Annotated in this window: 35 protein-coding genes and 2 pseudogenes; 34 read left to right on the top strand and 3 right to left on the bottom strand. The window is 67.1% G+C overall.

Annotation, left to right across the window (positions count from 1 at the left end):
• The 3 genes from JOD52_RS12370 to JOD52_RS17145 are packed head-to-tail and all read left to right on the top strand — an operon-like array spanning position 1 to position 2,053.
• On the top strand, positions 1–192 hold the full coding sequence (locus JOD52_RS12370; RefSeq protein ID WP_204410263.1) for a hypothetical protein: 192 nt from the start codon (positions 1–3) through the stop codon (positions 190–192).
• 14 nt (positions 193–206) lie between these two features.
• The gene (ngcE, locus tag JOD52_RS12365) at positions 207–1,655 is read left to right on the top strand and encodes an N-acetylglucosamine/diacetylchitobiose ABC transporter substrate-binding protein (RefSeq protein WP_204410261.1); all 1,449 of its coding nucleotides are present in this window, start codon (positions 207–209) and stop codon (positions 1,653–1,655) included.
• Positions 1,652–2,053: a carbohydrate ABC transporter permease gene (locus JOD52_RS17145; RefSeq protein ID WP_239551890.1), complete on the top strand. Its 402-nt coding sequence runs from the start codon at positions 1,652–1,654 to the stop codon at positions 2,051–2,053. The genes ngcE and JOD52_RS17145 overlap by 4 nt, the downstream gene beginning before the upstream one ends.
• A 39-nt stretch (positions 2,054–2,092) precedes the next feature.
• Here JOD52_RS17145 and JOD52_RS12355 read toward each other — a convergent pair whose 3' ends face one another.
• Together JOD52_RS12355 and istA (JOD52_RS12350) are read right to left on the bottom strand one after the other, a co-directional pair.
• Complete coding sequence (locus tag JOD52_RS12355; RefSeq protein ID WP_338124028.1) at positions 2,093–2,839, bottom strand: ATP-binding protein; 747 nt, start codon at positions 2,837–2,839, stop codon at positions 2,093–2,095.
• Positions 2,836–4,398, bottom strand: coding sequence for an IS21 family transposase (gene istA / locus JOD52_RS12350; RefSeq protein WP_204408388.1), 1,563 nt, complete (start codon positions 4,396–4,398; stop codon positions 2,836–2,838). Before istA (JOD52_RS12350) ends, JOD52_RS12355 begins: the two co-directional genes overlap by 4 nt.
• Before the next feature lie 79 nt (positions 4,399–4,477).
• Here istA (JOD52_RS12350) and JOD52_RS12345 point away from each other — a divergent pair, with 79 nt between their 5' ends.
• The 18 genes and pseudogenes from JOD52_RS12345 (at position 4,478) to JOD52_RS12260 (ending at position 17,723) form a co-directional block, all read left to right on the top strand.
• Entirely contained in the window at positions 4,478–5,260 is a 783-nt protein-coding gene (locus JOD52_RS12345) for a carbohydrate ABC transporter permease (RefSeq protein ID WP_338124094.1), read from the top strand.
• Positions 5,261–5,367: 107 nt separating this feature from the next.
• On the top strand, positions 5,368–6,189 hold the full coding sequence (locus JOD52_RS12340; RefSeq protein WP_239551889.1) for a carbohydrate ABC transporter permease: 822 nt from the start codon (positions 5,368–5,370) through the stop codon (positions 6,187–6,189).
• Positions 6,190–6,725: 536 nt separating this feature from the next.
• Positions 6,726–7,034 carry a 30S ribosomal protein S10 gene (gene rpsJ / locus JOD52_RS12335; RefSeq protein ID WP_010550334.1) on the top strand — a complete coding sequence of 103 codons (309 nt, stop codon included), beginning with the start codon at positions 6,726–6,728 and terminating at the stop codon, positions 7,032–7,034.
• Between the two features lie 11 nt (positions 7,035–7,045).
• Entirely contained in the window at positions 7,046–7,726 is a 681-nt protein-coding gene (rplC, locus tag JOD52_RS12330) for a 50S ribosomal protein L3 (RefSeq protein ID WP_204410256.1), read from the top strand.
• 5 nt (positions 7,727–7,731) lie between these two features.
• The gene (gene rplD / locus JOD52_RS12325) at positions 7,732–8,715 is read left to right on the top strand and encodes a 50S ribosomal protein L4, sunset domain variant (RefSeq protein WP_204410254.1); all 984 of its coding nucleotides are present in this window, start codon (positions 7,732–7,734) and stop codon (positions 8,713–8,715) included.
• On the top strand, positions 8,712–9,014 hold the full coding sequence (gene rplW / locus JOD52_RS12320) for a 50S ribosomal protein L23 (protein WP_017824522.1): 303 nt from the start codon (positions 8,712–8,714) through the stop codon (positions 9,012–9,014). Before rplD ends, rplW begins: the two co-directional genes overlap by 4 nt.
• 46 nt (positions 9,015–9,060) lie before the next feature.
• Positions 9,061–9,897, top strand: coding sequence for a 50S ribosomal protein L2 (gene rplB / locus JOD52_RS12315; RefSeq protein WP_017824523.1), 837 nt, complete (start codon positions 9,061–9,063; stop codon positions 9,895–9,897).
• Positions 9,898–9,915: 18 nt separating this feature from the next.
• Positions 9,916–10,197, top strand: a complete 282-nt coding sequence (gene rpsS, locus JOD52_RS12310; RefSeq protein WP_017824524.1) for a 30S ribosomal protein S19 — start codon at positions 9,916–9,918, stop codon at positions 10,195–10,197.
• Positions 10,198–10,250: 53 nt separating this feature from the next.
• Entirely contained in the window at positions 10,251–10,604 is a 354-nt protein-coding gene (rplV, locus tag JOD52_RS12305) for a 50S ribosomal protein L22 (RefSeq protein WP_017824525.1), read from the top strand.
• Positions 10,605–10,613: 9 nt separating this feature from the next.
• Positions 10,614–11,447, top strand: a complete 834-nt coding sequence (gene rpsC / locus JOD52_RS12300) for a 30S ribosomal protein S3 (protein ID WP_017824526.1) — start codon at positions 10,614–10,616, stop codon at positions 11,445–11,447.
• Positions 11,448–11,452: 5 nt separating this feature from the next.
• Positions 11,453–11,872, top strand: coding sequence for a 50S ribosomal protein L16 (gene rplP / locus JOD52_RS12295; RefSeq protein ID WP_017824527.1), 420 nt, complete (start codon positions 11,453–11,455; stop codon positions 11,870–11,872).
• Complete coding sequence (gene rpmC / locus JOD52_RS12290; protein ID WP_017824528.1) at positions 11,872–12,105, top strand: 50S ribosomal protein L29; 234 nt, start codon at positions 11,872–11,874, stop codon at positions 12,103–12,105. The genes rplP and rpmC overlap by 1 nt, the downstream gene beginning before the upstream one ends.
• Before the next feature lie 22 nt (positions 12,106–12,127).
• On the top strand, positions 12,128–12,466 hold the full coding sequence (rpsQ, locus tag JOD52_RS17540; RefSeq protein ID WP_017824529.1) for a 30S ribosomal protein S17: 339 nt from the start codon (positions 12,128–12,130) through the stop codon (positions 12,464–12,466).
• A 364-nt stretch (positions 12,467–12,830) separates the two neighbouring features.
• Positions 12,831–13,505: pseudogene (locus JOD52_RS12280) on the top strand (transposase); the annotation flags it as partial.
• 162 nt (positions 13,506–13,667) lie between these two features.
• Positions 13,668–15,230, top strand: coding sequence for an IS21 family transposase (gene istA, locus JOD52_RS12275; RefSeq protein ID WP_204408388.1), 1,563 nt, complete (start codon positions 13,668–13,670; stop codon positions 15,228–15,230).
• Positions 15,227–15,973 carry an ATP-binding protein gene (locus JOD52_RS12270; protein ID WP_338124028.1) on the top strand — a complete coding sequence of 249 codons (747 nt, stop codon included), beginning with the start codon at positions 15,227–15,229 and terminating at the stop codon, positions 15,971–15,973. Before istA (JOD52_RS12275) ends, JOD52_RS12270 begins: the two co-directional genes overlap by 4 nt.
• A 20-nt stretch (positions 15,974–15,993) precedes the next feature.
• Positions 15,994–16,980, top strand: a pseudogene (locus tag JOD52_RS12265) (Mu transposase domain-containing protein); the annotation flags it as partial.
• Positions 16,977–17,723, top strand: coding sequence for an ATP-binding protein (locus JOD52_RS12260; RefSeq protein ID WP_338124028.1), 747 nt, complete (start codon positions 16,977–16,979; stop codon positions 17,721–17,723). The pseudogene JOD52_RS12265 and the gene JOD52_RS12260, both read left to right, overlap by 4 nt.
• Positions 17,724–17,762: 39 nt before the next feature.
• Here the strand turns inward: JOD52_RS12260 and JOD52_RS12255 are convergent, their stop codons facing one another.
• Positions 17,763–18,167: a hypothetical protein gene (locus JOD52_RS12255; protein ID WP_239551888.1), complete on the bottom strand. Its 405-nt coding sequence runs from the start codon at positions 18,165–18,167 to the stop codon at positions 17,763–17,765.
• 404 nt (positions 18,168–18,571) lie between these two features.
• Between JOD52_RS12255 and rplN the strand changes: the two genes are divergently transcribed.
• The 13 genes from rplN to map all read left to right on the top strand — a co-directional run bounded on the left by rplN (position 18,572) and on the right by map (position 25,806).
• The gene (gene rplN, locus JOD52_RS12250) at positions 18,572–18,940 is read left to right on the top strand and encodes a 50S ribosomal protein L14 (protein ID WP_017824531.1); all 369 of its coding nucleotides are present in this window, start codon (positions 18,572–18,574) and stop codon (positions 18,938–18,940) included.
• Between the two features lies 1 nt (position 18,941).
• Positions 18,942–19,328: a 50S ribosomal protein L24 gene (gene rplX, locus JOD52_RS12245; RefSeq protein WP_017824532.1), complete on the top strand. Its 387-nt coding sequence runs from the start codon at positions 18,942–18,944 to the stop codon at positions 19,326–19,328.
• Positions 19,328–19,897 (top strand): 50S ribosomal protein L5, encoded by a 570-nt coding sequence (rplE, locus tag JOD52_RS12240; protein WP_017824533.1) that lies wholly within the window; start codon positions 19,328–19,330, stop codon positions 19,895–19,897. Before rplX ends, rplE begins: the two co-directional genes overlap by 1 nt.
• Before the next feature lies 1 nt (position 19,898).
• A complete protein-coding gene (locus JOD52_RS12235) occupies positions 19,899–20,084 on the top strand; it encodes a type Z 30S ribosomal protein S14 (protein WP_010550318.1) in 186 nt (61 codons plus the stop codon).
• A 63-nt stretch (positions 20,085–20,147) separates the two neighbouring features.
• Positions 20,148–20,546, top strand: coding sequence for a 30S ribosomal protein S8 (gene rpsH / locus JOD52_RS12230; protein ID WP_017824534.1), 399 nt, complete (start codon positions 20,148–20,150; stop codon positions 20,544–20,546).
• Between the two features lie 19 nt (positions 20,547–20,565).
• The gene (rplF, locus tag JOD52_RS12225) at positions 20,566–21,108 is read left to right on the top strand and encodes a 50S ribosomal protein L6 (RefSeq protein ID WP_017824535.1); all 543 of its coding nucleotides are present in this window, start codon (positions 20,566–20,568) and stop codon (positions 21,106–21,108) included.
• A gap of 2 nt (positions 21,109–21,110) precedes the next feature.
• A complete protein-coding gene (rplR, locus tag JOD52_RS12220) occupies positions 21,111–21,497 on the top strand; it encodes a 50S ribosomal protein L18 (protein WP_204410252.1) in 387 nt (128 codons plus the stop codon).
• Positions 21,498–21,534: 37 nt separating this feature from the next.
• Positions 21,535–22,239 (top strand): 30S ribosomal protein S5, encoded by a 705-nt coding sequence (gene rpsE, locus JOD52_RS12215; RefSeq protein ID WP_017824537.1) that lies wholly within the window; start codon positions 21,535–21,537, stop codon positions 22,237–22,239.
• Positions 22,236–22,418: a 50S ribosomal protein L30 gene (gene rpmD, locus JOD52_RS12210; RefSeq protein WP_017824538.1), complete on the top strand. Its 183-nt coding sequence runs from the start codon at positions 22,236–22,238 to the stop codon at positions 22,416–22,418. The genes rpsE and rpmD overlap by 4 nt, the downstream gene beginning before the upstream one ends.
• Positions 22,419–22,420: 2 nt before the next feature.
• Positions 22,421–22,879: a 50S ribosomal protein L15 gene (gene rplO, locus JOD52_RS12205; protein ID WP_239551887.1), complete on the top strand. Its 459-nt coding sequence runs from the start codon at positions 22,421–22,423 to the stop codon at positions 22,877–22,879.
• A gap of 166 nt (positions 22,880–23,045) precedes the next feature.
• Positions 23,046–24,350, top strand: a complete 1,305-nt coding sequence (gene secY, locus JOD52_RS12200; protein WP_017824540.1) for a preprotein translocase subunit SecY — start codon at positions 23,046–23,048, stop codon at positions 24,348–24,350.
• Positions 24,347–24,967 carry an adenylate kinase gene (locus JOD52_RS12195; protein ID WP_017824541.1) on the top strand — a complete coding sequence of 207 codons (621 nt, stop codon included), beginning with the start codon at positions 24,347–24,349 and terminating at the stop codon, positions 24,965–24,967. Before secY ends, JOD52_RS12195 begins: the two co-directional genes overlap by 4 nt.
• Positions 24,964–25,806 (top strand): type I methionyl aminopeptidase, encoded by an 843-nt coding sequence (gene map / locus JOD52_RS12190; RefSeq protein ID WP_017824542.1) that lies wholly within the window; start codon positions 24,964–24,966, stop codon positions 25,804–25,806. The genes JOD52_RS12195 and map overlap by 4 nt, the downstream gene beginning before the upstream one ends.
• Positions 25,807–25,971 lie beyond the last annotated feature (165 nt).

The following is a 25,971-nucleotide window of genomic DNA, read 5'->3' as shown; positions in this document are numbered from 1 at the left end:
ATGCCGGCGGGAGCCAGTGGTCCCCACCGCGGCGGCTACTGGCCCCCGTCGGCACGATCGGCGGTCCCCAAGAGCAAGATTCGGTGGCTCCCACGACTACGAATACTCATACTCTGGGCGCAGGCGGCGCGACGGCGAGCAGCTGGTGCTCTCCGCGCAGCCGACACCGACAGCGCAATGCGCTTTCAATGACGAAAGAAGGACTCATGGACGAGCAGACCACTTCGCTGACGCCGCTCGAGCGTCTCGGTGCATCCCGCCGCAGCTTCCTCGCCCTTGCCGGCGCAGGCGCCTCAGCCGCCACTCTGGCCGCGTGCGCAGGCGGTGGCGGCGGCGGTGACGAGGACGGCTCGGACGGCGGCGGTTCCGTCACCGGAGAGAACACCTCCGAGGACAACCCGCTGGGCGTCGACGGCGCCACTCCAGTCGAGGCAGTGATCTTCGACGGTGGCTACGGCACCGCGTACGCCGAGGCCGCCGGCGAGAAGTACAAGGAGGTGTACCCCGAGGCCGAGGTCGAGGTGCACGGCACTGTCAACATCCAGCCCGACCTGCAGCCCCGCTTCGCCGGCGGCAACCCGCCGGACGTCTTCGACAACTCCGGTGCCCAGAAGCTCGCCATCGACGGCCTGGTGCCGCAGCTGGCGGACCTGGACGACCTGCTGAAGGCCCCGATGCTCGACGGCGAGGGCACCGTGGAGGAGAACCTCCTGCCCGGCGTCACCTCCCCCGGTATGTTCGGCGGCAAGTTCCTGGGCATGAACTACGTCTACACCGTGTTCGCACTGTGGTACTCGGCCAAGGAGTTCGAGGAGAAGGGCTGGAGCGTCCCGCAGACCTGGGAGGAGCTCATGACCCTGGGCGAGACCGTCAAGGGCGAGGGCCGCTACCTGTTCTCCTACGGCGGTCAGAACGCCTCGAACTACTACCAGGAGATGGCCCTGTCCCTGGCCGCCAAGTTCGGTGGCCCCGAGGTGCTCAAGTCGATCGACAAGCTGGAGGAGGGCGCCTTCGAGCAGGACGCCATCGTCCAGGCCTACGACGCGATGGCCGAGGCCGTGGAGGCCGGCTACTTCGAGCCCGGCGGTGAGGGCATCAAGCACACCGACGCCCAGACCAACTGGGTCCAGGGCAACTCCGTGTTCTACCCCTCCGGTTCCTGGATCGAGAACGAGCAGGCCTCGGTCACCCCCGAGGGCTACCAGATGACCGGCGCCCCGGTGCCCTCACTGGATGGCAGCTCGATGCCGAACGAGGCGTTCCACGGCACCGCTGCGGAGCAGTTCTTCGTCCCCTCCGGTGGCGAGAACCCGGCCGGTGGCGCGGAGTTCCTGCGCATCATGCTCTCCAAGGAGCAGGCTGCGAACTTCGCCGAGCTCACCAAGGCTCCCTCGGTCGTCAAGGACACCGTGCCGGACGACGGCTTCGGCTCCTCGGCACTGGCCTCGGTGAACAAGATGATCTCCGATGCCGGTGAGAACACCTTCACCTACAACTTCTCGGACTGGTACGGCCTGGGCCCGGACTCGATCACCAACTGGACCAGCTTCCTCAAGGGTGACATCGACGCCGCTACCCTGCGTCAGCAGGAGCAGGCCATGATCGACAAGGTGCGGGAGGACGACGCGGTCACCAAGTTCGAGGTCGATTCGTGACGATCGGCCCTGTCGCCGGACTCGGCGAGGCGGCGGCAACGGCCAACACGGTCGTTCGCCGCCGTCGGCGTCGGGTACCCACGGTCCAGCGGATGCTGTTCTTCCTGCTGTTCCTGGGGGTCCCCCTCGCCGTCTACGTGATGTTCGTGGTCTCACCGTTCGTGCAGTCGTTCTACTACTCGCTCACCAGCTGGTCGGGTCTGTCCCCGTCGATGGAGTTCATCGGCCTGGAGAACTACCGCCGGATCTTCGCCGACGACGTGTTCTGGAAGTCCCTGCGCAACAACCTCATCCTGCTGATCGTGCTGCCCACGGTGACCATCATGAGTATTCGTAGTCGTGGGAGCCACCGAATCTTGCTCTTGGGGACCGCCGATCGTGCCGACGGGGGCCAGTAGCCGCCGCGGTGGGGACCACTGGCTCCCGCCGGCATCGGGTCACTGGGGCAGTGCGGTGTGTTCTCGCATGTTCCTGTCGCCGGTGTCGATCCAGATTGTGTTGTGCACGATGCGGTCCATGATCGCATCGGCGTGGACTGCTCCACCGAGCCGGGCGTGCCAGTCCTTCTTCGGGTACTGGGTGCAGAACACGGTCGAGCCGGTGTCATAGCGGCGCTCGAGCAGTTCCAGCAGCATCGAACGCATTCCCTCGTCAGGATGGTCCAGCAGCCACTCGTCGATCACCAGCAGCGAGAACGTGGAGTACTTCCGCAGGAACTTCGTCTGGCCCTGCGGCTTGTCCTTTGCCAGGGCCCAGGCCTCTTCGAGGTCGGGCATTCGGATGTAGTGGGCTCGGAGCCGGTGCTGGCAGGCCTGCTTCGCCAGCGCGCAGCCGAGGTAGGACTTCCCTGAGCCGGTGAAGCCCTGGAAGACCACGTTCTGTTGCCGCTGGATGAAGGAGCAGGTTGCCAGTTGCGCGATCACGTTCCGGTTCAGTCCCCGTTCCTCGACCAGATCCAGCCGCCGCAGGTCCGCTCCGGGATAACGCAGCCCCGCCCGGCGGATCAGACCCTCGACCTTTCCATGATTGAAGATGGAATGCGCCTCGTCCACGATCAGCTGGAGCCGTTCCTGGAACGACATCCCCAGCACGTGAGCCTCATCCTGGGCATCGATCGCGTCCAGCAGCGCGGTCGCGCCCATCTCGCGCAGCTTCCGCTTCGTGTCGTTATCGATCACGCTCACCGGACACCTCCGGCGTAGTAGTCGGCGCCACGGACGTATCCGCCGTCTTCCGCGGGTTCCTCGCGGGGTGGACGCAGGGCGGCGACCTTGTCCTGCCCGGTGGCCAAGATCGGGTGCAGATGCGCATAGCGCGGTGAACGGACCCGTCCCGTCAGCGCGAGTGCGCAGGCCGCCTCGACCCGATCTACGGAGAAGCGGCGAGAGAGCCGTAGCACCGCCAACGCGGGATCCAGGCCCTGTTCCACGATCGGCACGGACTCGAAGATCCGCTGGATCACGATCACCGTGGCCGGCCCGACCCGATCTGCCCACGCCCGCACCCTCTGCGCGTCCCAGGCCTGGAAACGCTCGCCCGCAGGTAGGTCCGCGTCGTTGGTGCGGTACTCATTGCTCGCGGTCTCCGGGAGCAGCAGGTGACTGGTCAGTCGCTGGCTGCCCTGATAGATCTCCAGCGTCCGGGCCGTGATGCGCAGATCGACCTTCGCGCCGATGTGCGCGAACGGCGCGGAGTAGAAGTTCCGCGCGAACGTGACGTGCCCGTTCCTGCCCACTCGTCGTCCGTAGTGCCATGTCGAGATCTCGTAGGGCACCGCCGGCAGCGGCGTCAGCAGCGGCCGCTCCTCCGCGTCGAACACGCTGGCGCGGGATCCGGGCCGCTTCTGGAACGGCTCCGCGTTATAGGCCTCCATCCGCTGCCCGATGGCGGCTGCAAGTTCGGGCAGGGACGTGAATCGCTGATCCCGCAGCCCGGCGATGACCCAGGTCGCGACGTGCGCGACGGTGTTCTCCACGCTCGCCTTGTCTTTCGGTTTCCGCACCCTCCCCGGGAGCACCGCCGCCGAGTAATGCGCTGCCATCTCGCGATACGCATCGTTCAGGACGATCTCGCCCTCGCGGGGGTGCTTCACCACACCGGTCTTGAGGTTGTCCGGAACGATCCTCGGGACCGTCCCGCCCAGCGCCTCGAACATCGCTACGTGCGCTCGCAGCCAGGACTCCTGGCGCATATCCAGCGCCGGGAAGCAGAACGCGTAACGAGAAAAAGGCAGGCAGGCAACGAACAAGAACACCTTCGAGACCTCGCCGGTGACCGGATCGGCCAGCTCCATCGTGGGGCCGGACCAGTCGACCTCCACGCTCTGGCCGGCCTTGTGACCGACTCTCGAAGCGGCACCGGTGACCATGACGTGGTGCTGGTAGGTGCGGCAAAACCGGTCATACCCCATCGCCGGATCCCCAGCCGCCGTGGTCGCGTCGAAGTACTCGCCGTGCAACAGCTTCAGCGTCACGCCGACCCTGGCCATCTCTCGATGGACCTGTTCCCAGTCCGGCTGTGCGAACACGCTCTCGTGCTCGCCCCGGCCCGGGAACAACCGGGCATACACCTGCTCATCGGCGACGTCCGCGATATCGCCCCACCCGATCCCTGCAGCGTCAGCGGCCTCGAACACCGCCCTCACGGACTTGCGGGACATGCCCTGCGAGGACGAAATCGCTCGCCCCGACAGACCTTCTGCGCGCAGCTGGAGCACCAGCTTCGCCCTGATCTTCCGTACCATTCCAGATTGCTCCTTCCGCCGCGTGCCCTATACACACGGCGGAAGGAGCGTAGACAGAGCGGCCCCAACGACACCACTGGTGGTCCCGAACGACGCCACCGCTACGGCAGCGACGTGGCACCCGAACCCTCGATCAGCGGACCCCAGCGAGGCGAATATTCACATCACCCTGGCGTTCGCGCTGGCCGTGATGGTGACCATCGGTGGCGACACCCGCGGCGGTGTGCGCGGCGTGCGCGGTGCGAGCTTCTACCGCGTGGTGAGCTTCTTCCCGTACGCGATCCCCGCGGTGATCACCGGCATCCTGTTCAACTTCGTGTACCACCCCAACGGTGGCCTGCTCAACGGCATCCTGAACTTGCCGCACGACGTCCTCACCTGGGCGCTGGGCAGCTCGCCGATCCCAGCGATGAACATCGCCTGGCTGGGTGACCAGAAGTTCGCGCTCGGGGCGATCGCCTTCGCGATCATCTGGACCTTCGTGGGCTTCTACATGGTGCTGTTCGTGGCCGCGATCAAGTCCATCGGACAGGAGGTCCTGGAGGCGGCCCGCATCGACGGTGCCGGTCGTTTCCGCACCGCTGTGCAGGTCGTGGCACCGATGGTGCGCGACAGCGTCTCCACCGCCCTGGTGTACATGGGCATCTTCGCCCTGGACGCCTTCACCTTCGTCTCGGTGATGACGCCCAACGGCGGCACCGCCAACAGCACCAAGGTCGTCTCCCTGCACCTGTACCAGACCGCGTTCCAAAACGGCCGCTTCGGTGAGGCCAGCGCGATGGGCGTGATCATGGCACTGGTGACGATGGTGGTGGCCGTGCTGGTGATCACCGTGATCCGACCGAAGAAGGCTGACCGATGAGCTCCACTGTCACCACGGAATCCGATCTCGGCCCGGGGGAGTCCTCTGCCGAGGTCACAGGTGGCCGCCGCCCCCGTGGGCGTTCCCGCGGGAACAACGAGGGTGGCATGACCATCACCCATCATCTGGTGCTGGGCCTGTGGGCGCTGCTGGTGATCCTCCCGCTGCTGTGGACGGTGTTCACCTCGTTCAAGACCTCCCAGGAGATCCTCACTGATCCCTTCGGGCTGCCCGGCGAGATGCAGTGGAACAACTACTCGCGCGCCTGGACCGAGGCCCGGATCGGCGAGTACTTCTTCAACACCATCATCGTGGTGGGTGCGGCACTGGTCATCGTGATGCTGCTGGGCGCGATGTGCGCCTATGTGCTGGCGCGCTTCCCCTTCCCGGGCAACCGTGTCATCTACTTCTCGATGATCGCCGGTCTCACCTTCCCGATCTTCCTGGCCGTGGTCCCGCTGTTCTTCGTGCTGAACAACATGGGCCTGCTGGACGGGAAGCTGGGCCTGGTGGGCCTGATCCTGTCGTACGTGGCGTTCGCGCTGCCGTTCACCGTGTTCTTCCTCCACGCGTTCTTCTCCGGCCTGCCGGAGGAGATCAGTGAGGCCGCGGCGATCGACGGGGCCGGTGACTTCCGCACCTTCTTCCAGATCATGCTGCCGATGGCCAAGCCCGGGCTCGCCTCGGTCGCCATCTTCAACTTCCTGGGACTGTGGAACCAGTACCTGCTGCCGCTGGTGCTGAACCGTGAGCGCAGCAACCACGTGCTCGCACAGGGCTTGGTGAACCTCCAGGCTCAGCAGGGGTACCAGGTGGACTGGGGCGGCATGTTCGCCTCGGTGGTGATCACCGTGATCCCGGTGCTGGTGGTCTACGTGATCTTCCAGCGCCAGCTGCAGGGCGGCGTCGGCCCCAGCACCGACAAGTAGTCCCGCCGCCGGCGAGGACGGGCCCGCCCCGCCTTCGACCGGACGGCACGTGCCCCGCTCCTTCCCCGAATGGACGTTTCCGTACCACGATCGACTGATCTTGGTACGGAAACGTCCATTTCTGCTGAGGGAGCGAGGCGGCTTCTGCTGGGGGAGCGGGGCGGCGCCGAGAGAAGCCGGTGTGATGGGCCGCACCCGAGCTGCCCTTGTGGTGGTCCCGCCCCTCTGGCAGACTGTTCGAGTTGTCTGCGCGGGCCGACATGCCCGGTTCCGTTCTCCGCACGACTCCCGACACCACGCTTCGGCGCGGTTGCTCGAGGCTCGGCGGCGAATGATCACCGGATGAGGTCCGTCCCGAGGATGCGAACGGTGCACACGCACCGAACGCGCATCGTACGAGGGAAACAGACGCAGACGTAGCCGGACCTCGGCGGCCGCATGCTGGGCTTCACCGCCCCGCGGAGGCCGACACGCCCGTCCTCGGGTACCGGGGGAGGCCGCAACAATGCCAGACGGAAGAAAAGAGACAGGACGCCATGGCGGGACAGAAGATCCGCATCCGGCTCAAGTCGTACGACCACGAGGTGATCGACAGCTCGGCGCGCAAGATCGTCGACACGGTGACCTCCGCGGGTGCGACGGTCGTGGGCCCGGTGCCGCTGCCGACCGAGAAGAACGTGTTCGTCGTGATCCGGTCGCCCCACAAGTACAAGGACTCCCGTGAGCACTTCGAGATGCGCACGCACAAGCGACTGATCGACATCGTCGATCCCACGCCCAAGGCCGTGGACTCGCTGATGCGCCTCGATCTGCCGGCGGACGTCAACATCGAGATCAAGCTCTGAGGCAGGTCGATATGAGCAACGAACTGACGGGACAGCGTGCCCGCGCCGTGTCCGGCGTGCTCGGCACCAAGCTCGGCATGACCCAGGTCTGGGACGAGAACGGGAAGCTTGTCCCCGTGACCGTCGTGCAGACCGGTTCCAATGTCGTCACGCAGGTCCGCTCCGTCGAGATCGACGGATATGACGCCGTGCAGATCGCCTACGGGCAGATCGATCCGCGCAAGGTCTCCAAGCCCCTGAAGGGCCACTTCGAGAAGGCCGGCGTGACCCCGCGCCGCCACCTCGTGGAGCTGCGCACCAACAATGCCGCCGACTTCACCGTCGGCCAGGAGATCGACGCGTCGGTCTTCGAGGCCGGCCAGAAGGTCGATGTCGTCGGCACCTCCAAGGGCAAGGGCACCGCGGGCGTCATGAAGCGCCACGGCTTCGCCGGCGTGAGCGCCTCCCACGGTGCGCATCGCAACCACCGCAAGCCGGGTTCGATCGGCGGCGCCTCCACCCCTGGTCGCGTGTTCAAGGGCCAGCGCATGGCAGGCCGCATGGGCAACGACCGCACCAGTGTCCAGAACCTGACCGTCCACGCGGTCGACGTCGAGAAGGGCCTCGTGCTCGTCAAGGGTGCCGTCCCCGGCCCCAAGGGCGGCATCGTGCTGGTCCGCTCGGCCGCCAAGAGCCCCGTGAAGGAGGCCTGAGACCGATGGCAGAGAACCTGACCGTCGACGTCCTCGACCCGGCCGGAAAGAAGGCCGGCACCGTCGAGCTGCCCGCGTCGATCTTCGACGTGCAGACCAACGTCCCCCTGATCCACCAGGTGGTCGTCGCCCAGCAGGCGGCCGCTCGTCAGGGCACCCACAAGACCAAGACCCGCGGTGAGGTCGCCGGTGGCGGCAAGAAGCCGTGGAAGCAGAAGGGCACCGGCCGCGCCCGTCAGGGCTCGATCCGCGCGCCGCAGTTCGCCGGCGGTGGAGTGGTCCACGGACCCGTCCCGCGCGACTACTCGCAGCGCACGCCCAAGAAGATGAAGGCCGCCGCCCTGCGCGGTGCCCTCTCCGACCGCGCCCGCAACGGCCGCGTCCACGTGGTGTCCTCCCTCCTCGAGGGTGACGTCCCGTCGACCAAGGCCGTGCGCAGCACCCTGGGTCTCGTCTCCGACCGTCGCCACCTGCTGGTGGTCGTGCGTCGCGACGACGACCTCGGCGCGCTGAGCTCGCGCAACCTGCCCATCGCCCACGTCCTGTACGCGGACCAGCTGAACACCTACGACGTCATGCGCAGCGACGACGTCGTGTTCACCTCCGGTGCGCTCGAGGACTTCGTCGCGATGGCCACCCTGTCGCTGCCCACCTCCTCGTTCGCCGAGAAGCGGGCCGCGGCCGCCACTGTCGCCGAGGCGTCCGTCGACGCCGAGGCACCCGCGCCCGAGCCGGCTGCCGATGCTCCGGCCGAGGCCCCCTACGGTGAGGGATCGGCGGCCCCCCAGGCCGACGGCTCCGCCCCCGAGGGCTTCGCCATCAAGGGCAACGCGGGCTCGAAGAAGTTCCACACCGTGGATTCCCCGTGGTACGACCGCACCAAGGCCGAGGTCTGGTTCGCGACCGAGGAGGCCGCTGAGGCCGCCGGGTTCGTCAACGCCAAGCCCTCCACGGAGTCCGCTCCGGCCGATGAGGAGGAGGCGAAGTGACCTCGCTGAACAAGGACCCCCGTGACGTCCTGCTGGCCCCGGTGGTCTCCGAGAAGAGCTACGGGCTGATGGACGAGGGCAAGTACACCTTCCTGGTGGATGCCCGCGCCAACAAGACCGAGATCAAGATCGCCGTCGAGACCGTCTTCGACGTCAAGGTCGCCTCGGTGAACACGATCAACCGGCAGGGCAAGTCGCGGCGCACGCGCTTCGGCACCGGCAAGCGCAAGGACACCAAGCGCGCCATCATCACCCTGACCGACGGAGCCATCGACATCTTCGGAGGATCGGTCGCCTGAGCGACCGGTCACCGAGGAGCCGAAGAGAGTCTGAGGGAAACCCACCATGGGAATTCGTAAGCACAAGCCGACCACGCCGGGCCGTCGCGGTTCGAGCGTCGCCGACTTCGTCGAGATCACCCGCGACACACCGGAGAAGTCTCTGGTGCGTCCGCTGTCCAAGTCGGGCGGCCGCAACAGCAACGGCAGGATCACCTCCCGCCACCGCGGCGGCGGCCACAAGCGGGCCTACCGCGTGATCGACTTCCGTCGCGCCGACAAGGACGGCGTGAACGCGAAGGTCGCTCACATCGAGTACGACCCCAACCGCACCGCGCGCATCGCGCTGCTCCACTACACGGACGGCGAGAAGCGCTACATCCTGGCCCCGGCCAAGCTGCGTCAGGGCGACTGGATCGAGAACGGTCCCGGCGCCGACATCAAGCCCGGCAATAACCTGCCGCTGCGCAACATCCCGCTGGGCACCGTGGTGCACGCCATCGAGCTTCGCCCCGGCGGCGGTGCCAAGATCGCCCGTTCCGCGGGTTCGTCGGTGCAGGTCGTCGCCAAGGAGGGTCCGTACGCGCAGCTGCGCATGCCCTCCGGCGAGATCCGCAACGTGGATGCCCGCTGCCGCGCCACCATCGGTGAGGTCGGCAACGCGGAGCAGTCCAACATCAACTGGGGCAAGGCCGGCCGCATGCGCTGGAAGGGCAAGCGCCCTCACGTGCGTGGCGTCGTCATGAACCCGGTCGACCACCCGCACGGTGGTGGCGAGGGCCGTACCTCCGGCGGTCGCCACCCGGTGTCGCCCTGGGGTCAGCCCGAGGGCCGCACCCGTCGACCGGGCAAGGAGAGCGACAAGCTCATCGTGCGCCGTCGCCGGACCGGCAAGAAGCGCTGATAGGGAGAACCACAGGACATGCCTCGCAGTATCGCCAAGGGCCCGTTCGTCGACGACCACCTGCAGAAGAAGGTGGACGTCCAGAACGAGAAGGGCACCAAGAACGTCATCAAGACCTGGTCGCGCCGTTCGGTCATCACGCCGGACTTCCTCGGCCACACCTTCGCAGTGCACGACGGCCGCAAGCACGTCACGGTGTTCGTCACCGAGTCGATGGTCGGCCACAAGCTCGGCGAGTTCGCTCCCACGCGGACTTTCAAGGGCCACGAGAAGGACGACCGTAAGGGCCGCCGCCGCTGACCTCCGGTCAGTTCGGCAGCACGCCCCGACATCCAGAAGAAAGCAGGACAGCAATGGAAGCCAAGGCGCAGGTGCGGCATCTCCGCATGTCGCCCATGAAGGCTCGCCGCGTTGTGGACCTGATTCGTGGCAAGAGCACGGCCGAGGCCCTGGACACCCTGCGGTTCGCACCGCAGGCGGCCAGTGAGCCCGTCCTCAAGCTCGTCGAGTCCGCGATCGCCAACGCCCGGGTCAAGGCGGACCAGTCGGGGGAGCGCTTCGATGAGCGCGACCTCGTGGTCTCCGCCGCCTATGTCGACGAGGGTCCGACCATGAAGCGGTTCCAGCCGCGTGCTCAGGGTCGCGCCTTCCAGATCAAGAAGCGCACCAGCCACGTCACCGTGGTTGTCGCTCCCGTGAAGAAGTAAGGAGTCCCAGTGGGCCAGAAGGTCAATCCGAACGGGTTCCGCCTCGGGATCACCACGGAGCACAGCAGCCGGTGGTTCGCCGACTCCACCAAGGAGGGGCAGCGGTACCGCGACTACGTGAAGGAAGACGTCGCGATCCGCAAGCTCATGTCCGAGGGGCTCGAGCGTGCCGGCATCTCCAAGGTCGAGATCGAGCGCACCCGTGATCGTGTCCGCGTCGACCTCCACACCGCCCGCCCGGGCATCGTCATCGGGCGTCGTGGTGCTGAGGCCGAGCGTCTGCGCGGTGAGCTCGAGAAGCTCACCGGCAAGCAGATCCAGCTGAACATCCTCGAGGTGAAGAACCCCGAGGCCGATGCTCAGCTGGTCGCCCAGGGCATCGCCGAGCAGCTCGCCGCCCGTGTGTCCTTCCGTCGTGCGATGCGCAAGGGCATGCAGTCCGCGCAGCGCGCCGGCGCCAAGGGCATCCGAGTGGCAGTCGCCGGTCGTCTCGGCGGCGCCGAGATGAGCCGCAGCGAGTTCTACCGCGAGGGTCGCGTGCCTCTGCACACCCTCCGGGCGAACATCGACTACGGCTTCTACGAGGCCCGCACCGCCTTCGGCCGCATCGGCGTGAAGGTGTGGATCTACAAGGGCGACGTCACCGCCAAGGAGCTCGCGGCTCAGCAGGCCGCCTCGCAGGGTCCCCGCTCCGGCGGACGCGGCCCGCGTGCCGAGCGTCCCCGCGGCCGTCGCAACGAGCGCAACTCCGCCCGTCGTGACGGTGGGGAGCAGCAGGCCACCGCCTCTGCCCCGGCCGCCGGTGAGCAGGCGCCCGCACAGCAGTCCGGAACGGAGGCCTGAGCGACATGCTGATCCCCCGCAGGACCAAGCATCGCAAGCAGCACCACCCCACCCGCAGTGGCATGGCCAAGGGCGGCACCGATCTGGCATTCGGCGAGTACGGCATTCAGGCGCTCGCGCCTGCGTACGTCACCAACCGTCAGATCGAGGCAGCTCGTATCGCCATGACCCGCTACATGAAGCGTGGCGGCAAGGTGTTCATCAATATCTACCCCGATCGACCGCTCACCAAGAAGCCTGCCGAGGTCCGCATGGGCTCCGGTAAGGGTTCCGTCGAGTGGTGGGTCGCCAACATCAAGCCGGGACGCGTCATGTTCGAGGTCGCCGGTGTCCCCGAGGACGTTGCTCGCGAGGCCCTGCGCCTGGCGATGCACAAGCTCCCCATGAAGTGCCGCATCCTGAGCCGAGAGGGTGGTGACATCTGATGGCAGCGACCAAGCTCACCGCCGATGCACTGGACAAGCTGGACGACGCCAAGCTGGCCGACGAGCTGGCGAAGGCCAAGGACGAGCTGTTCAAGCTCCGTTTCCAGTCCGCCACCGGTCAGCTCGAGAGCTCCGGCCGCCTGCGGTCCGTCAAGAAGGACATCGCACGGATCTACACGATCCTGCGCGAGCGCGAACTGGGCATCCGTCAGGCGCCCGGCTCCGCCGAGTGACCGCGAAGCGAGGAATCTAGAGATGAACAAGAACGACTCCCAGGTCGAGGAGACCACCGCCGAGCATGCTGCGGAGGCCGGCAAGGAGGGTGCGCACGCGTCCTCCCACGAGCGTCCGTACCGCAAGACCCTGCGCGGCTACGTCACCTCCGACAAGATGGACAAGACCATCGTGGTCGAGGTCGAGGAGCGCGTGAAGCACGCGCTGTACGGCAAGGTCATGACCAAGACCAACAAGTTCAAGGCCCACGACGAGGAGAACACCGCCGGTGTCGGCGACCGTGTCCTCATCATGGAGACCCGGCCGCTGAGCGCCACCAAACGGTGGCGCCTGGTCGAGGTCATCGAGCGGGCCAAGTGATCGGGCGGTCCTCGTGACCGCACCCGACGCCTGAGAAGGGCCGGTCTCCCCCAGGGAGGCCGGCCCTTCCGCATGCCCGTGGCCGGTCGTGCCGGATACGGTCTGCTTCGGTCGGATCCTGCTCAGCCGTTCGTGAGTGTCAGCAGAAGTGCCCCGGCGTAGGCGTCCTCCGCGCTGGGGGCACGGACCTCGCGATCTGCGGTGAATATTCGCCTCGCTGGGGTCCGCTGATCGAGGGTTCGGGTGCCACGTCGCTGCCGTAGCGGTGGCGTCGTTCGGGACCACCAGTGGTGTCGTTGGGGCCGCTCTGTCTACGCTCCTTCCGCCGTGTGTATAGGGCACGCGGCGGAAGGAGCAATCTGGAATGGTACGGAAGATCAGGGCGAAGCTGGTGCTCCAGCTGCGCGCAGAAGGTCTGTCGGGGCGAGCGATTTCGTCCTCGCAGGGCATGTCCCGCAAGTCCGTGAGGGCGGTGTTCGAGGCCGCTGACGCTGCAGGGATCGGGTGGGGCGATATCGCGGACGTCGCCGATGAGCAGGTGTATGCCCGGTTGTTCCCGGGCCGGGGCGAGCACGAGAGCGTGTTCGCACAGCCGGACTGGGAACAGGTCCATCGAGAGATGGCCAGGGTCGGCGTGACGCTGAAGCTGTTGCACGGCGAGTACTTCGACGCGACCACGGCGGCTGGGGATCCGGCGATGGGGTATGACCGGTTTTGCCGCACCTACCAGCACCACGTCATGGTCACCGGTGCCGCTTCGAGAGTCGGTCACAAGGCCGGCCAGAGCGTGGAGGTCGACTGGTCCGGCCCCACGATGGAGCTGGCCGATCCGGTCACCGGCGAGGTCTCGAAGGTGTTCTTGTTCGTTGCCTGCCTGCCTTTTTCTCGTTACGCGTTCTGCTTCCCGGCGCTGGATATGCGCCAGGAGTCCTGGCTGCGAGCGCACGTAGCGATGTTCGAGGCGCTGGGCGGGACGGTCCCGAGGATCGTTCCGGACAACCTCAAGACCGGTGTGGTGAAGCACCCCCGCGAGGGCGAGTGAATATTCGCCTCGCTGGGGTCCGCTGATCGAGGGTTCGGGTGCCACGTCGCTGCCGTAGCGGTGGCGTCGTTCGGGACCACCAGTGGTGTCGTTGGGGCCGCTCTGTCTACGCTCCTTCCGCCGTGTGTATAGGGCACGCGGCGGAAGGAGCAATCTGGAATGGTACGGAAGATCAGGGCGAAGCTGGTGCTCCAGCTGCGCGCAGAAGGTCTGTCGGGGCGAGCGATTTCGTCCTCGCAGGGCATGTCCCGCAAGTCCGTGAGGGCGGTGTTCGAGGCCGCTGACGCTGCAGGGATCGGGTGGGGCGATATCGCGGACGTCGCCGATGAGCAGGTGTATGCCCGGTTGTTCCCGGGCCGGGGCGAGCACGAGAGCGTGTTCGCACAGCCGGACTGGGAACAGGTCCATCGAGAGATGGCCAGGGTCGGCGTGACGCTGAAGCTGTTGCACGGCGAGTACTTCGACGCGACCACGGCGGCTGGGGATCCGGCGATGGGGTATGACCGGTTTTGCCGCACCTACCAGCACCACGTCATGGTCACCGGTGCCGCTTCGAGAGTCGGTCACAAGGCCGGCCAGAGCGTGGAGGTCGACTGGTCCGGCCCCACGATGGAGCTGGCCGATCCGGTCACCGGCGAGGTCTCGAAGGTGTTCTTGTTCGTTGCCTGCCTGCCTTTTTCTCGTTACGCGTTCTGCTTCCCGGCGCTGGATATGCGCCAGGAGTCCTGGCTGCGAGCGCACGTAGCGATGTTCGAGGCGCTGGGCGGGACGGTCCCGAGGATCGTTCCGGACAACCTCAAGACCGGTGTGGTGAAGCACCCCCGCGAGGGCGAGATCGTCCTGAACGATGCGTATCGCGAGATGGCAGCGCATTACTCGGCGGCGGTGCTCCCGGGGAGGGTGCGGAAACCGAAAGACAAGGCGAGCGTGGAGAACACCGTCGCGCACGTCGCGACCTGGGTCATCGCCGGGCTGCGGGATCAGCGATTCACGTCCCTGCCCGAACTTGCAGCCGCCATCGGGCAGCGGATGGAGGCCTATAACGCGGAGCCGTTCCAGAAGCGGCCCGGATCCCGCGCCAGCGTGTTCGACGCGGAGGAGCGGCCGCTGCTGACGCCGCTGCCGGCGGTGCCCTACGAGATCTCGACATGGCACTACGGACGACGAGTGGGCAGGAACGGGCACGTCACGTTCGCGCGGAACTTCTACTCCGCGCCGTTCGCGCACATCGGCGCGAAGGTCGATCTGCGCATCACGGCCCGGACGCTGGAGATCTATCAGGGCAGCCAGCGACTGACCAGTCACCTGCTGCTCCCGGAGACCGCGAGCAATGAGTACCGCACCAACGACGCGGACCTACCTGCGGGCGAGCGTTTCCAGGCCTGGGACGCGCAGAGGGTGCGGGCGTGGGCAGATCGGGTCGGGCCGGCCACGGTGATCGTGATCCAGCGGATCTTCGAGTCCGTGCCGATCGTGGAACAGGGCCTGGATCCCGCGTTGGCGGTGCTACGGCTCTCTCGCCGCTTCTCCGTAGATCGGGTCGAGGCGGCCTGCGCACTCGCGCTGACGGGACGGGTCCGTTCACCGCGCTATGCGCATCTGCACCCGATCTTGGCCACCGGGCAGGACAAGGTCGCCGCCCTGCGTCCACCCCGCGAGGAACCCGCGGAAGACGGCGGATACGTCCGTGGCGCCGACTACTACGCCGGAGGTGTCCGGTGAGCGTGATCGATAACGACACGAAGCGGAAGCTGCGCGAGATGGGCGCGACCGCGCTGCTGGACGCGATCGATGCCCAGGATGAGGCTCACGTGCTGGGGATGTCGTTCCAGGAACGGCTCCAGCTGATCGTGGACGAGGCGCATTCCATCTTCAATCATGGAAAGGTCGAGGGTCTGATCCGCCGGGCGGGGCTGCGTTATCCCGGAGCGGACCTGCGGCGGCTGGATCTGGTCGAGGAACGGGGACTGAACCGGAACGTGATCGCGCAACTGGCAACCTGCTCCTTCATCCAGCGGCAACAGAACGTGGTCTTCCAGGGCTTCACCGGCTCAGGGAAGTCCTACCTCGGCTGCGCGCTGGCGAAGCAGGCCTGCCAGCACCGGCTCCGAGCCCACTACATCCGAATGCCCGACCTCGAAGAGGCCTGGGCCCTGGCAAAGGACAAGCCGCAGGGCCAGACGAAGTTCCTGCGGAAGTACTCCACGTTCTCGCTGCTGGTGATCGACGAGTGGCTGCTGGACCATCCTGACGAGGGAATGCGTTCGATGCTGCTGGAACTGCTCGAGCGCCGCTATGACACCGGCTCGACCGTGTTCTGCACCCAGTACCCGAAGAAGGACTGGCACGCCCGGCTCGGTGGAGCAGTCCACGCCGATGCGATCATGGACCGCATCGTGCACAACACAATCTGGATCGACACCGGCGACAGGAACATGCGAGAACACACCGCACTGCCCCAGTGACCCGATGCCGGCGGGAGCCAGTGGTCCCCACCGCGGCGGCTACTGGCCCCCGTCGGCACGATCGGCGGTCCCCAAGAGCAAGATTCGGTGGCTCCCACGACTACGAATACTCAGGCGAGATCGTCCTGAACGATGCGTATCGCGAGATGGCAGCGCATTACTCGGCGGCGGTGCTCCCGGGGAGGGTGCGGAAACCGAAAGACAAGGCGAGCGTGGAGAACACCGTCGCGCACGTCGCGACCTGGGTCATCGCCGGGCTGCGGGATCAGCGATTCACGTCCCTGCCCGAACTTGCAGCCGCCATCGGGCAGCGGATGGAGGCCTATAACGCGGAGCCGTTCCAGAAGCGGCCCGGATCCCGCGCCAGCGTGTTCGACGCGGAGGAGCGGCCGCTGCTGACGCCGCTGCCGGCGGTGCCCTACGAGATCTCGACATGGCACTACGGACGACGAGTGGGCAGGAACGGGCACGTCACGTTCGCGCGGAACTTCTACTCCGCGCCGTTCGCGCACATCGGCGCGAAGGTCGATCTGCGCATCACGGCCCGGACGCTGGAGATCTATCAGGGCAGCCAGCGACTGACCAGTCACCTGCTGCTCCCGGAGACCGCGAGCAATGAGTACCGCACCAACGACGCGGACCTACCTGCGGGCGAGCGTTTCCAGGCCTGGGACGCGCAGAGGGTGCGGGCGTGGGCAGATCGGGTCGGGCCGGCCACGGTGATCGTGATCCAGCGGATCTTCGAGTCCGTGCCGATCGTGGAACAGGGCCTGGATCCCGCGTTGGCGGTGCTACGGCTCTCTCGCCGCTTCTCCGTAGATCGGGTCGAGGCGGCCTGCGCACTCGCGCTGACGGGACGGGTCCGTTCACCGCGCTATGCGCATCTGCACCCGATCTTGGCCACCGGGCAGGACAAGGTCGCCGCCCTGCGTCCACCCCGCGAGGAACCCGCGGAAGACGGCGGATACGTCCGTGGCGCCGACTACTACGCCGGAGGTGTCCGGTGAGCGTGATCGATAACGACACGAAGCGGAAGCTGCGCGAGATGGGCGCGACCGCGCTGCTGGACGCGATCGATGCCCAGGATGAGGCTCACGTGCTGGGGATGTCGTTCCAGGAACGGCTCCAGCTGATCGTGGACGAGGCGCATTCCATCTTCAATCATGGAAAGGTCGAGGGTCTGATCCGCCGGGCGGGGCTGCGTTATCCCGGAGCGGACCTGCGGCGGCTGGATCTGGTCGAGGAACGGGGACTGAACCGGAACGTGATCGCGCAACTGGCAACCTGCTCCTTCATCCAGCGGCAACAGAACGTGGTCTTCCAGGGCTTCACCGGCTCAGGGAAGTCCTACCTCGGCTGCGCGCTGGCGAAGCAGGCCTGCCAGCACCGGCTCCGAGCCCACTACATCCGAATGCCCGACCTCGAAGAGGCCTGGGCCCTGGCAAAGGACAAGCCGCAGGGCCAGACGAAGTTCCTGCGGAAGTACTCCACGTTCTCGCTGCTGGTGATCGACGAGTGGCTGCTGGACCATCCTGACGAGGGAATGCGTTCGATGCTGCTGGAACTGCTCGAGCGCCGCTATGACACCGGCTCGACCGTGTTCTGCACCCAGTACCCGAAGAAGGACTGGCACGCCCGGCTCGGTGGAGCAGTCCACGCCGATGCGATCATGGACCGCATCGTGCACAACACAATCTGGATCGACACCGGCGACAGGAACATGCGAGAACACACCGCACTGCCCCAGTGACCCGATGCCGGCGGGAGCCAGTGGTCCCCACCGCGGCGGCTACTGGCCCCCGTCGGCACGATCGGCGGTCCCCAAGAGCAAGATTCGGTGGCTCCCACGACTACGAATACTCACTGCGGTGCTGACCACGAAGGACCCGCCGTCCTCCCGCACCTCGCGCCGCAGCTCGAGGAACGCCTCGCCCAATGCTTCGCGCAGCTGATCCTCCCGGGGGATCCACACCGCCTCGTACTGCTCCACGGAGTCAAGTGCCCACTCGGTGGTGCCGTTGAAGCGGAACACGTTCTGACCGTGTCGGCTCACCCCGCGCTCGATCACCATCGAGGACAGCATGAAGGGGTCCCCGCGCAGCAGCTCGTTGTCGACCACGAACCAGTCGCCGTCGGCCGGTTCCCAGTCGAGTCCGGCGTCACGCAGGCGGCGGGCGATGTCGATATCGATCATGGCCGCGAGTGTACGGCGATCGATCGGATGAGGCCTGCGTGCTGAAGGACACAGGAAAGCGGAAGGGGTATCACCTTCCCATGGAACGCCCGGAACCCGTATGCTTGTCGGGTTGCGCTTCCGCGCTGTCACCCGGGCTGGCCCCGGAGGATCGCGAGGAGGCTGCGGACGGCAGCGTCCATCCCCCGACGGAGACCTCGCACCGTCCCGCGGATCGACCGGAGCTCATCCGGCAGGCCGTGGGTACATGTGCCCGAGTCCGACGGAGGGTTTTTTGATGCCCGCCATCCGCGCCGACGACTCCCTTCGGGGATCGGCGGGCAGCGGTCCACCATCCGTTCCGCCAGGCTCGGCGCTCCCGCAGTGCGGGGGAGCGAGAACCGGCGAGACGACAGGAGTACGGAGTGATTCAGCAGGAGTCGCGACTCAAGGTCGCCGACAACACGGGTGCCAAGGAAATCCTCTGCATCCGCGTTCTCGGTGGCTCCGGTCGCCGTTACGCCGGCATCGGCGACACCATCGTGGCCACCGTCAAGGACGCCATCCCCGGTGGCAATGTGAAGAAGGGCGACGTCGTCAAGGCGGTCGTCGTGCGTACCACCAAGGAGCGTCGCCGCAGCGACGGTTCCTACATCCGTTTCGACGAGAACGCCGCGGTCATCCTCAAGACCGACGGTGAGCCCCGCGGAACCCGCATCTTCGGTCCCGTCGGTCGCGAGCTTCGCGACAAGCGGTTCATGAAGATCATCTCGCTGGCGCCGGAGGTGCTGTGACATGGCAAAGATGAAGATCAAGAAGGGCGACCTCGTCCAGGTCATCACCGGCCGCACGAGTGACGCCGACAAGGCCGCCTCTCGTGGCCTGAAGGCCGGCGACAAGGGCAAGCAGGGCCGCGTCCTGCAGGTGTTCCCGGAGACCGAGCGCGTGCTCGTCGAGGGTGTCAACCGTCGTACCCACCACCTGCGTCCCACGCAGGCCGGCGGTGCAGGCGGCATCGAGCAGCGCGAGGCCCCCATCCACGTCTCCAACGTGGCCCTGGTCGACCCGGAGGACAACAAGCCCACCAAGGTCGGCTTCCGCGTCGAGACCATCGAGCTCGAGAACGGCCGGAGCAAGCAGACCCGCGTGCGGTTCTCCAAGCGCTCCGGGAAGGACATCTGATGACTGAGACTGCCACCCAGGCGCCCACCCCGCGTCTGAAGACCCAGTACCGCGAGACCATCAAGGGTCAGCTCACCGAGCAGTTCGGCTACCAGAACGTGATGCTGGTGCCGGGCCTGACCAAGATCGTCGTGAACATGGGCGTCGGCGACGCCGCTCGCGACTCCAAGGTCATCGACGGTGCCATCAAGGACCTGGCCGCCATCACCGGCCAGAAGCCGCAGGTCACCAAGGCCCGCAAGTCCATCGCGCAGTTCAAGCTGCGTGAGGGCATGCCGATCGGCGCGCACGTCACGCTGCGCGGCGACCGCATGTGGGAGTTCCTGGACCGCCTGCTGTCCACCGCCCTGCCCCGTATCCGTGACTTCCGTGGCCTGTCCCCGAAGCACTTCGACGGCAACGGCAACTACACCTTCGGTCTCACCGAGCAGGTCATGTTCCACGAGATCGACCAGGACCGCATCGACCGCGTCCGCGGCATGGACATCACGGTCGTCACCACCGCGAAGACCGACGACGAGGGACGCGCGCTGCTCAAGCTGCTCGGCTTCCCCTTCAAGGAGAACTGATATGGCGAAGACCGCCCTGATCAAGAAGTCGGAGCGCAAGCCGAAGTTCGCGGTGCGCGCCTACACCCGGTGCCAGCGCTGCGGGCGTCCGCACTCCGTGTACCGCAAGTTCGGGTTGTGCCGTGTGTGCCTTCGCGAGATGGCCCACCGCGGCGAGCTGCCCGGCGTCACCAAGAGCAGCTGGTAAGCACTATCGCCATAGGTCCTCCGGCACAGCTGGAGGAAACCAGGTGAGGAAGAAGCAGACGACATGACCATGACCGACCCGATCGCGGACATGCTGACGCGGATCCGTAACGCCTCCGGGGCGTACCACGAGACCGTGTCCATGCCGTATTCGAAGTTGAAGAGCCGTATCGCCGACATCCTGAAGACCGAGGGATACATCGTCGACTGGCGCGAGGAAGACGCCGAGGTGGGCAAGAACCTGATCCTCGTGCTCAAGTACTCCGACAGCCGGGAGCGCGCCATCTCTGGCGTGCGTCGTATCTCGAAGCCGGGCCTGCGCGTGTACGCGAAGTCCACCAACCTGCCCAAGGTCCTGGGAGGCCTGGGCGTGGCGATCCTGTCCACGTCCTCCGGTCTGCTGACCGACAAGCAGGCTGCCAAGAAGGGTGTGGGTGGGGAAGTCCTCGCCTACATCTGGTGAGCGGGGGAGGAGAACCACAATGTCCCGCATCGGACGCCTGCCGGTCGCAGTACCGGCCACTGTCAAGAACGTGAGCATCGAGGGGAACCTGGTCACTGTGACCGGTCCCAAGGGCGAGCTGCAGCACGAGATCCCTGCCCCCATCACCGCCGAGCGCGGCGAGGACGGCAGCATCGTGGTGAACCGCCCCGACGACGAGCGCGAGAGCAAGGCCCTGCACGGCCTGACCCGCACGCTCATCAACAACATGGTCCTCGGCGTGACCGAGGGCTACACCAAGAAGCTGGAGATCGTGGGCACCGGTTACCGCGTGACCGCGAAGGGCACGGACCTCGAGTTCGCGCTCGGCTTCTCCCACCCCGTGGTGGTGAAGGCCCCCGAGGGCATCACCTTCGCCGTCGAGTCGCCGACCAAGTTCTCGGTCAACGGCATCAGCAAGCAGCAGGTGGGCGAGGTCGCAGCGAACATCCGCAAGATCCGCAAGCCCGAGCCATACAAGGGCAAGGGCGTGCGCTACGCGGACGAGGTCGTGCTGCGCAAGGCCGGAAAGGCTGGTAAGTGATCATGGGTTACGCACTCAAGCACACCAAGGGTTCGCGCGGCAGCAAGCTGCGCAGCCGCGGTCGCCGCCACCTGCGCGTGCGTCGCCGCGTCGTGGGCACGGCCGAGCGTCCTCGCCTGGTCGTCACCCGCTCGCAGCGCCACATGTTCGTCCAGGTCGTCGACGACTCCCTGGGCCGCACCCTGGCATCTGCCTCCACCATGGAGGCCGACCTGCGCGGCGCCACCGCCACCAAGTCGGACAAGGCCCGCACCGTCGGTGCCCTGGTCGCCGAGCGGGCGAAGGCCGCGGGCATCGAGTCCGTCGTGTTCGACCGCGGCGGCAACAAGTACCACGGTCGCGTGGCCGCCGTCGCCGACGGCGCGCGCGAGGCCGGCCTGGCGCTGTGATCGCCCCCCGGACACAGGACGAGAAGAGGATCTGAACATGGCTGCACAGCAGCGAAGCAACGGTCCCGCGGCCTCCGGCCGACGGGGCGGGAACACCGGAACCGGCACCGAGTCGGGCTCCGACAACCAGCGCGGAGGGCGCCGCGACGATCGCGGCGGCCGTCGCGGTGAGGGCCGCGGTCGCGGCCAGGACGCCGAGAAGTCGGCGTTCCTCGAGCGCGTGGTGAGCATCAACCGCGTCTCCAAGGTCGTCAAGGGCGGCCGGCGCTTCTCCTTCACGGCCCTGGTGGTCGTGGGTGACGGTGACGGCACGGTCGGTGTCGGCTACGGCAAGGCCAAGGAGGTGCCGGCAGCGATCTCCAAGGGTGTCGAGGAGGCGAAGAAGAACTTCTTCCGCGTCCCCCGCATCCAGGGCACCGTCGTGCACCCGGTCCAGGGTGAGGACGCCGCAGGCATCGTCCTGCTGCGCCCCGCCGCTCCGGGTACCGGCGTGATTGCGGGCGGTCCCGTCCGCGCCGTGCTCGAGTGCGCCGGCATCCAGGACGTGCTGTCCAAGTCGCTCGGCTCGACCAACGCCATCAACATCGTGCGGGCCACCGTCGATGCCCTGAAGCAGCTCGAGGAGCCCGAGGCGGTGGCCGCTCGTCGCGGTCTGTCCGTCGAGGAGGTCGCCCCGGCGGCCCTGCTGCGTGCCCAGGCAGAGGGTCGCGCCGCGGCCCGCGCCGAGAAGGTGGGTGCGTGATGCAGCTGAAGGTGACCCAGGTCCGTTCCGAAATCGGCGGTACCCAGTCCCAGCGGTCCACCCTGCGCGGCCTCGGCCTCAAGCGCATCGGTGACACCGTGGTGAAGGAGGACCGCCCTGAGATCCGCGGCATGATCCGCGCCGTCACCCACCTGGTGACGGTCGAAGAGGTGGACTGACTATGACCAACACTCCCGAGAACCCGCTGAAGCTCCATGACCTGCGCCCCGCGCCCGGTTCCAAGACCGCGCGCACCCGCGTCGGCCGTGGTGAGGGCTCCAAGGGCAAGACCGCAGGCCGTGGCACCAAGGGCACCAAGGCCCGCTACCAGGTGCCGGCACGCTTCGAGGGTGGCCAGATGCCGCTCCACATGCGTCTGCCGAAGCTGCGCGGCTTCACCAACCCCTTCCGCGTCGAGTACCAGGTCGTGAACCTGTCGGCCCTGCAGGAGCTGTTCCCCGAGGGCGGCACTGTCACGGTCGAGGACCTCGTCGCCAAGGGCGCCGTGCGCAAGAACCAGCCCGTCAAGGTGCTGGGCACCGGTGACATCAGCGTGAAGCTCGACATCACCGCCCAGAAGTTCTCCGCCTCGGCGGAGCAGAAGATCACCGCGGCGGGTGGGTCCGCCACCACCGCGTGAGTCTCTTTTGACGGGGCACCGCGGCGCAGAATAGCCTGTGCCGCGGTGCCCCGTCTCCATTTCGTCGGGGTCGGTCCGCACGCCGGCAGGCGCCACCGGCGCTGTGACAGGCAGAGGACGGGCGGGACCGCACGGTCCGCCTCCCCGGACCTCCAGGAGGAAACTGGTGAACTCGTTCGTGCGCGCTCTGCGCACCCCCGAGCTGAGGGCGAAGATTCTCTTCACCCTCGGCCTGATCGCGATCTACCGGCTCGGGGTGTTCGTCCCCACACCGGGGTTCGAGTACACCAACGTGATGATCTGTGCCGATCAGTCGATGACCGGCCAGGGCGCCAGCGTGATGGGCATGGTCAACATGTTCTCCGGCGGTGCGCTGATGCAGCTGTCGATCTTCTCGCTCGGCGTGATGCCCTACATCACCGCTTCGATCATCGTGCAGCTGCTGCGCGTGGTGATCCCCCGCTTCGAGGCCCTGCACAAGGAGGGCCAGGCCGGCACCGCCAAGCTGACCCAGTACACCCGGTACCTCACCATCGGCCTGGCGGTCCTGCAGTCCACCACCATCATCACCCTGGTGCGCTCCGGGAACTTCTTCGTGGGCTGCGCCCTGGAGCTGGTGCCCGACCAGTCCATCCCCACCCTGCTCCTGATGGTCCTCACCATGACGGTGGGCACCGTGCTGATCATGTGGATGGGCGAGATGATCACCGAGCGAGGCATCGGCAACGGCATGAGCCTGATGATCTTCGTGTCCATCGCCGCGGCCTTCCCCGCCGCCATGGGCCAGATCTACGCCACCCAGGGCTGGCTGACCTTCTCGCTGGTGATCCTGGTGTCGCTGATCGTGATGATCGGCGTGGTGTTCGTGGAGCAGTCCCAGCGCCGCATCCCCGTGCAGTACGCCAAGCGCATGGTGGGTCGCCGCATGTACGGCGGCACCTCCACCTACATCCCGATCAAGGTCAACCAGGCCGGCGTCATCCCTGTCATCTTCGCCGCCTCGATCCTGGCGCTGCCGCAGATGGCCGCCTCCTTCGGTGACCCGAACGCGCAGTGGGTCCAGTGGATCAACGAGCACCTGATCATGGGCTTCTCCTTCTCCTGGATCTACGCCCTGGTGTACGTGGGCCTGATCATCTTCTTCGCGTTCTTCTACGTGTCCATCACGTTCAACGCCGAGGAGATCGCCGACAACATGAAGAAGTACGGCGGCTTCGTGCCCAACGTGCGCGCCGGCAAGCCCACCGAGCGCTACCTCACCTACGTGATCAACCGGATCCAGACCGCCGGTGCCATCTACCTCGCGGTGATCTCCCTGATCCCGCTGTTCGCCCTGGTGTACCTGGGCGCTTCGCAGGACTTCCCGCTCGGCGGCGCCTCACTGCTGATCATCATCGGCGTGGGTCTGGACACCGTGAAGCAGATCGACGCGAAGCTCCAGCAGCACCACTACGAAGGGATCCTCCGGTGACCACCCCCGCACAGACCCCGTCGGCCGATGCGCCGGCAGCCCGCCGCCTGCTGATCGTGGGCCCGCCCGGTGCCGGCAAGGGCACCCAGGCGACCCGCATCGCCGAGGCCCTGGCGATCCCCGCCATCTCCACCGGGGACATCTTCCGAGCCAACGTCTCCCAGCAGACCGAGCTCGGCGTGCTCGCCAAGTCGTACATGGACAAGGGCGAGTACGTGCCGGACTCCGTCACCAACGACATGGTGCGCTCGAGACTGGCCGAGGACGACGCCACCGGGGGCTTCCTGCTGGACGGCTACCCCCGCACCCTGGACCAGGTGGACGCCCTGGACGCGGTGCTCGCCGACCTCGGTGCCTCCCTGGACGCGGTTCTGCTGCTCGAGGTGGACAGTGACGCCGTGGTGCAGCGCCTGGTGGCCCGTGGTGCCGAGCAGGGCCGCAGCGACGACACCGAGGAGACCATCCGCCGCCGTCTCGAGGTGTACGCCGAGCAGACGGCCCCCCTGGTCGACGTGTACGAGAAGCGCGGGCTGGTGCGCCGCGTTGACGGCATGGCCTCGATCGACGATGTCACCGCCGCACTGCTGGCAGCGCTGGGAGCGCCCGACGCACGATGAGCGTGCTGCGCCGGGAACGGGTGGAGCTGAAGACACCCGAGCAGATCGCCGTGATGCGGCGCAGCGGGATGCTGCTGTCGCAGGTGCACGACATGCTCGGCGAGCAGATCCGCCCCGGCATCACCACCGGTGAGCTGGACACGCTCGCCGAGGCGATGATCCGCGAGCACGGCGCCACCCCCAACTTCCTCGGCTACCACGGCTTCCCGGCCTCGCTGTGCATCAGCGTCAACGACGTGGTGGTGCACGGCATCCCCGGGGACCAGGTGCTCGCCGAGGGCGATGTGGTCTCCATCGACGCCGGGCTGATCATCGAGGGATGGCACTCCGATGCCGCCCGCACCCACATCGTGGGCACCCCTCGCCGCGAGGCCGACGTGGACCTGGTGCGCATCACCCGCCAGGCCCTTTGGGCCGGCATCGCCGCCCTCGCCACCGCCCAGAGGGTGGGGGAGATCGGCGAGGCGATCGAGGACTTCGTGGCTGCGGAGGCGGGCGAGACCCTCTCCCACCTCGAGGACTTCGGCGGGCACGGCATCGGCACGGCCATGCACCAGCCGCCGGACGTGATGAACTACCGCACCCGCTCGCGCGGCCCGAAGGTGCGGCCCGGCATGTGCCTGGCGATCGAGCCGATTCTCATCCAGGGCCCCGGCGACTGGGTGCTGGAGGACGACGACTGGACCGTGCGCGCCACCGGCGGCGGTCGCTCCGCCCATTGGGAGCACTCCGTGGCGGTCACCTCCGAGGGGATCCTGGTGCTCACCGCGGCCGACGGCGGCCGCGAGGAGCTCGCCGCACTCGGCGTGACGATCGCACCGGATCCGCTGACCCGCTGAGATCCACGTGGCCTGAGTTGCACGGACGCCTTGCGTGACCGGGGTCATCCCGCTACCCCCTCGCTCATCCGCGCGCCGCCGTGTAGGCTGGTCGATCGGGTGTGCTCCGTGTGAGCGCACGTGGGAGACGGCTGCAGATGGCTTGCAGATCCTGAGCGACCCGGT

The organism is Brachybacterium muris (genome assembly GCF_016907455.1).
Taxonomy (GTDB): Bacteria; Actinomycetota; Actinomycetes; order Actinomycetales; family Dermabacteraceae; genus Brachybacterium; species Brachybacterium muris.
Note: the sequence above shows the minus strand (reverse complement) of the source record. Positions and strands in the feature narration are given on the sequence as shown.

Coding starts and splice junctions, on each gene's coding strand:
- rplD (WP_204410254.1), top strand. CDS start 7,732: ATGGCAGAGAACCTGACCGTCGACGTCCTCGACCCGGCCGGAAAGAAG.
- rplB (WP_017824523.1), top strand. CDS start 9,061: ATGGGAATTCGTAAGCACAAGCCGACCACGCCGGGCCGTCGCGGTTCG.
- rplP (WP_017824527.1), top strand. CDS start 11,453: ATGCTGATCCCCCGCAGGACCAAGCATCGCAAGCAGCACCACCCCACC.
- rpsS (WP_017824524.1), top strand. CDS start 9,916: ATGCCTCGCAGTATCGCCAAGGGCCCGTTCGTCGACGACCACCTGCAG.
- rplV (WP_017824525.1), top strand. CDS start 10,251: ATGGAAGCCAAGGCGCAGGTGCGGCATCTCCGCATGTCGCCCATGAAG.
- rpsJ (WP_010550334.1), top strand. CDS start 6,726: ATGGCGGGACAGAAGATCCGCATCCGGCTCAAGTCGTACGACCACGAG.
- rplE (WP_017824533.1), top strand. CDS start 19,328: ATGACTGAGACTGCCACCCAGGCGCCCACCCCGCGTCTGAAGACCCAG.
- rpsQ (WP_017824529.1), top strand. CDS start 12,128: ATGAACAAGAACGACTCCCAGGTCGAGGAGACCACCGCCGAGCATGCT.
- JOD52_RS12255 (WP_239551888.1), bottom strand. CDS start 18,167: ATGATCGATATCGACATCGCCCGCCGCCTGCGTGACGCCGGACTCGAC.
- rpmC (WP_017824528.1), top strand. CDS start 11,872: ATGGCAGCGACCAAGCTCACCGCCGATGCACTGGACAAGCTGGACGAC.
- JOD52_RS12235 (WP_010550318.1), top strand. CDS start 19,899: ATGGCGAAGACCGCCCTGATCAAGAAGTCGGAGCGCAAGCCGAAGTTC.
- JOD52_RS12370 (WP_204410263.1), top strand. CDS start 1: ATGCCGGCGGGAGCCAGTGGTCCCCACCGCGGCGGCTACTGGCCCCCG.
- rplC (WP_204410256.1), top strand. CDS start 7,046: ATGAGCAACGAACTGACGGGACAGCGTGCCCGCGCCGTGTCCGGCGTG.
- rpsH (WP_017824534.1), top strand. CDS start 20,148: ATGACCATGACCGACCCGATCGCGGACATGCTGACGCGGATCCGTAAC.
- JOD52_RS12340 (WP_239551889.1), top strand. CDS start 5,368: ATGACCATCACCCATCATCTGGTGCTGGGCCTGTGGGCGCTGCTGGTG.
- rpsE (WP_017824537.1), top strand. CDS start 21,535: ATGGCTGCACAGCAGCGAAGCAACGGTCCCGCGGCCTCCGGCCGACGG.
- rplO (WP_239551887.1), top strand. CDS start 22,421: ATGACCAACACTCCCGAGAACCCGCTGAAGCTCCATGACCTGCGCCCC.
- rplF (WP_017824535.1), top strand. CDS start 20,566: ATGTCCCGCATCGGACGCCTGCCGGTCGCAGTACCGGCCACTGTCAAG.
- ngcE (WP_204410261.1), top strand. CDS start 207: ATGGACGAGCAGACCACTTCGCTGACGCCGCTCGAGCGTCTCGGTGCA.
- istA (WP_204408388.1), top strand. CDS start 13,668: ATGGTACGGAAGATCAGGGCGAAGCTGGTGCTCCAGCTGCGCGCAGAA.
- map (WP_017824542.1), top strand. CDS start 24,964: ATGAGCGTGCTGCGCCGGGAACGGGTGGAGCTGAAGACACCCGAGCAG.
- istA (WP_204408388.1), bottom strand. CDS start 4,398: ATGGTACGGAAGATCAGGGCGAAGCTGGTGCTCCAGCTGCGCGCAGAA.
- rplR (WP_204410252.1), top strand. CDS start 21,111: ATGGGTTACGCACTCAAGCACACCAAGGGTTCGCGCGGCAGCAAGCTG.
- rplX (WP_017824532.1), top strand. CDS start 18,942: ATGGCAAAGATGAAGATCAAGAAGGGCGACCTCGTCCAGGTCATCACC.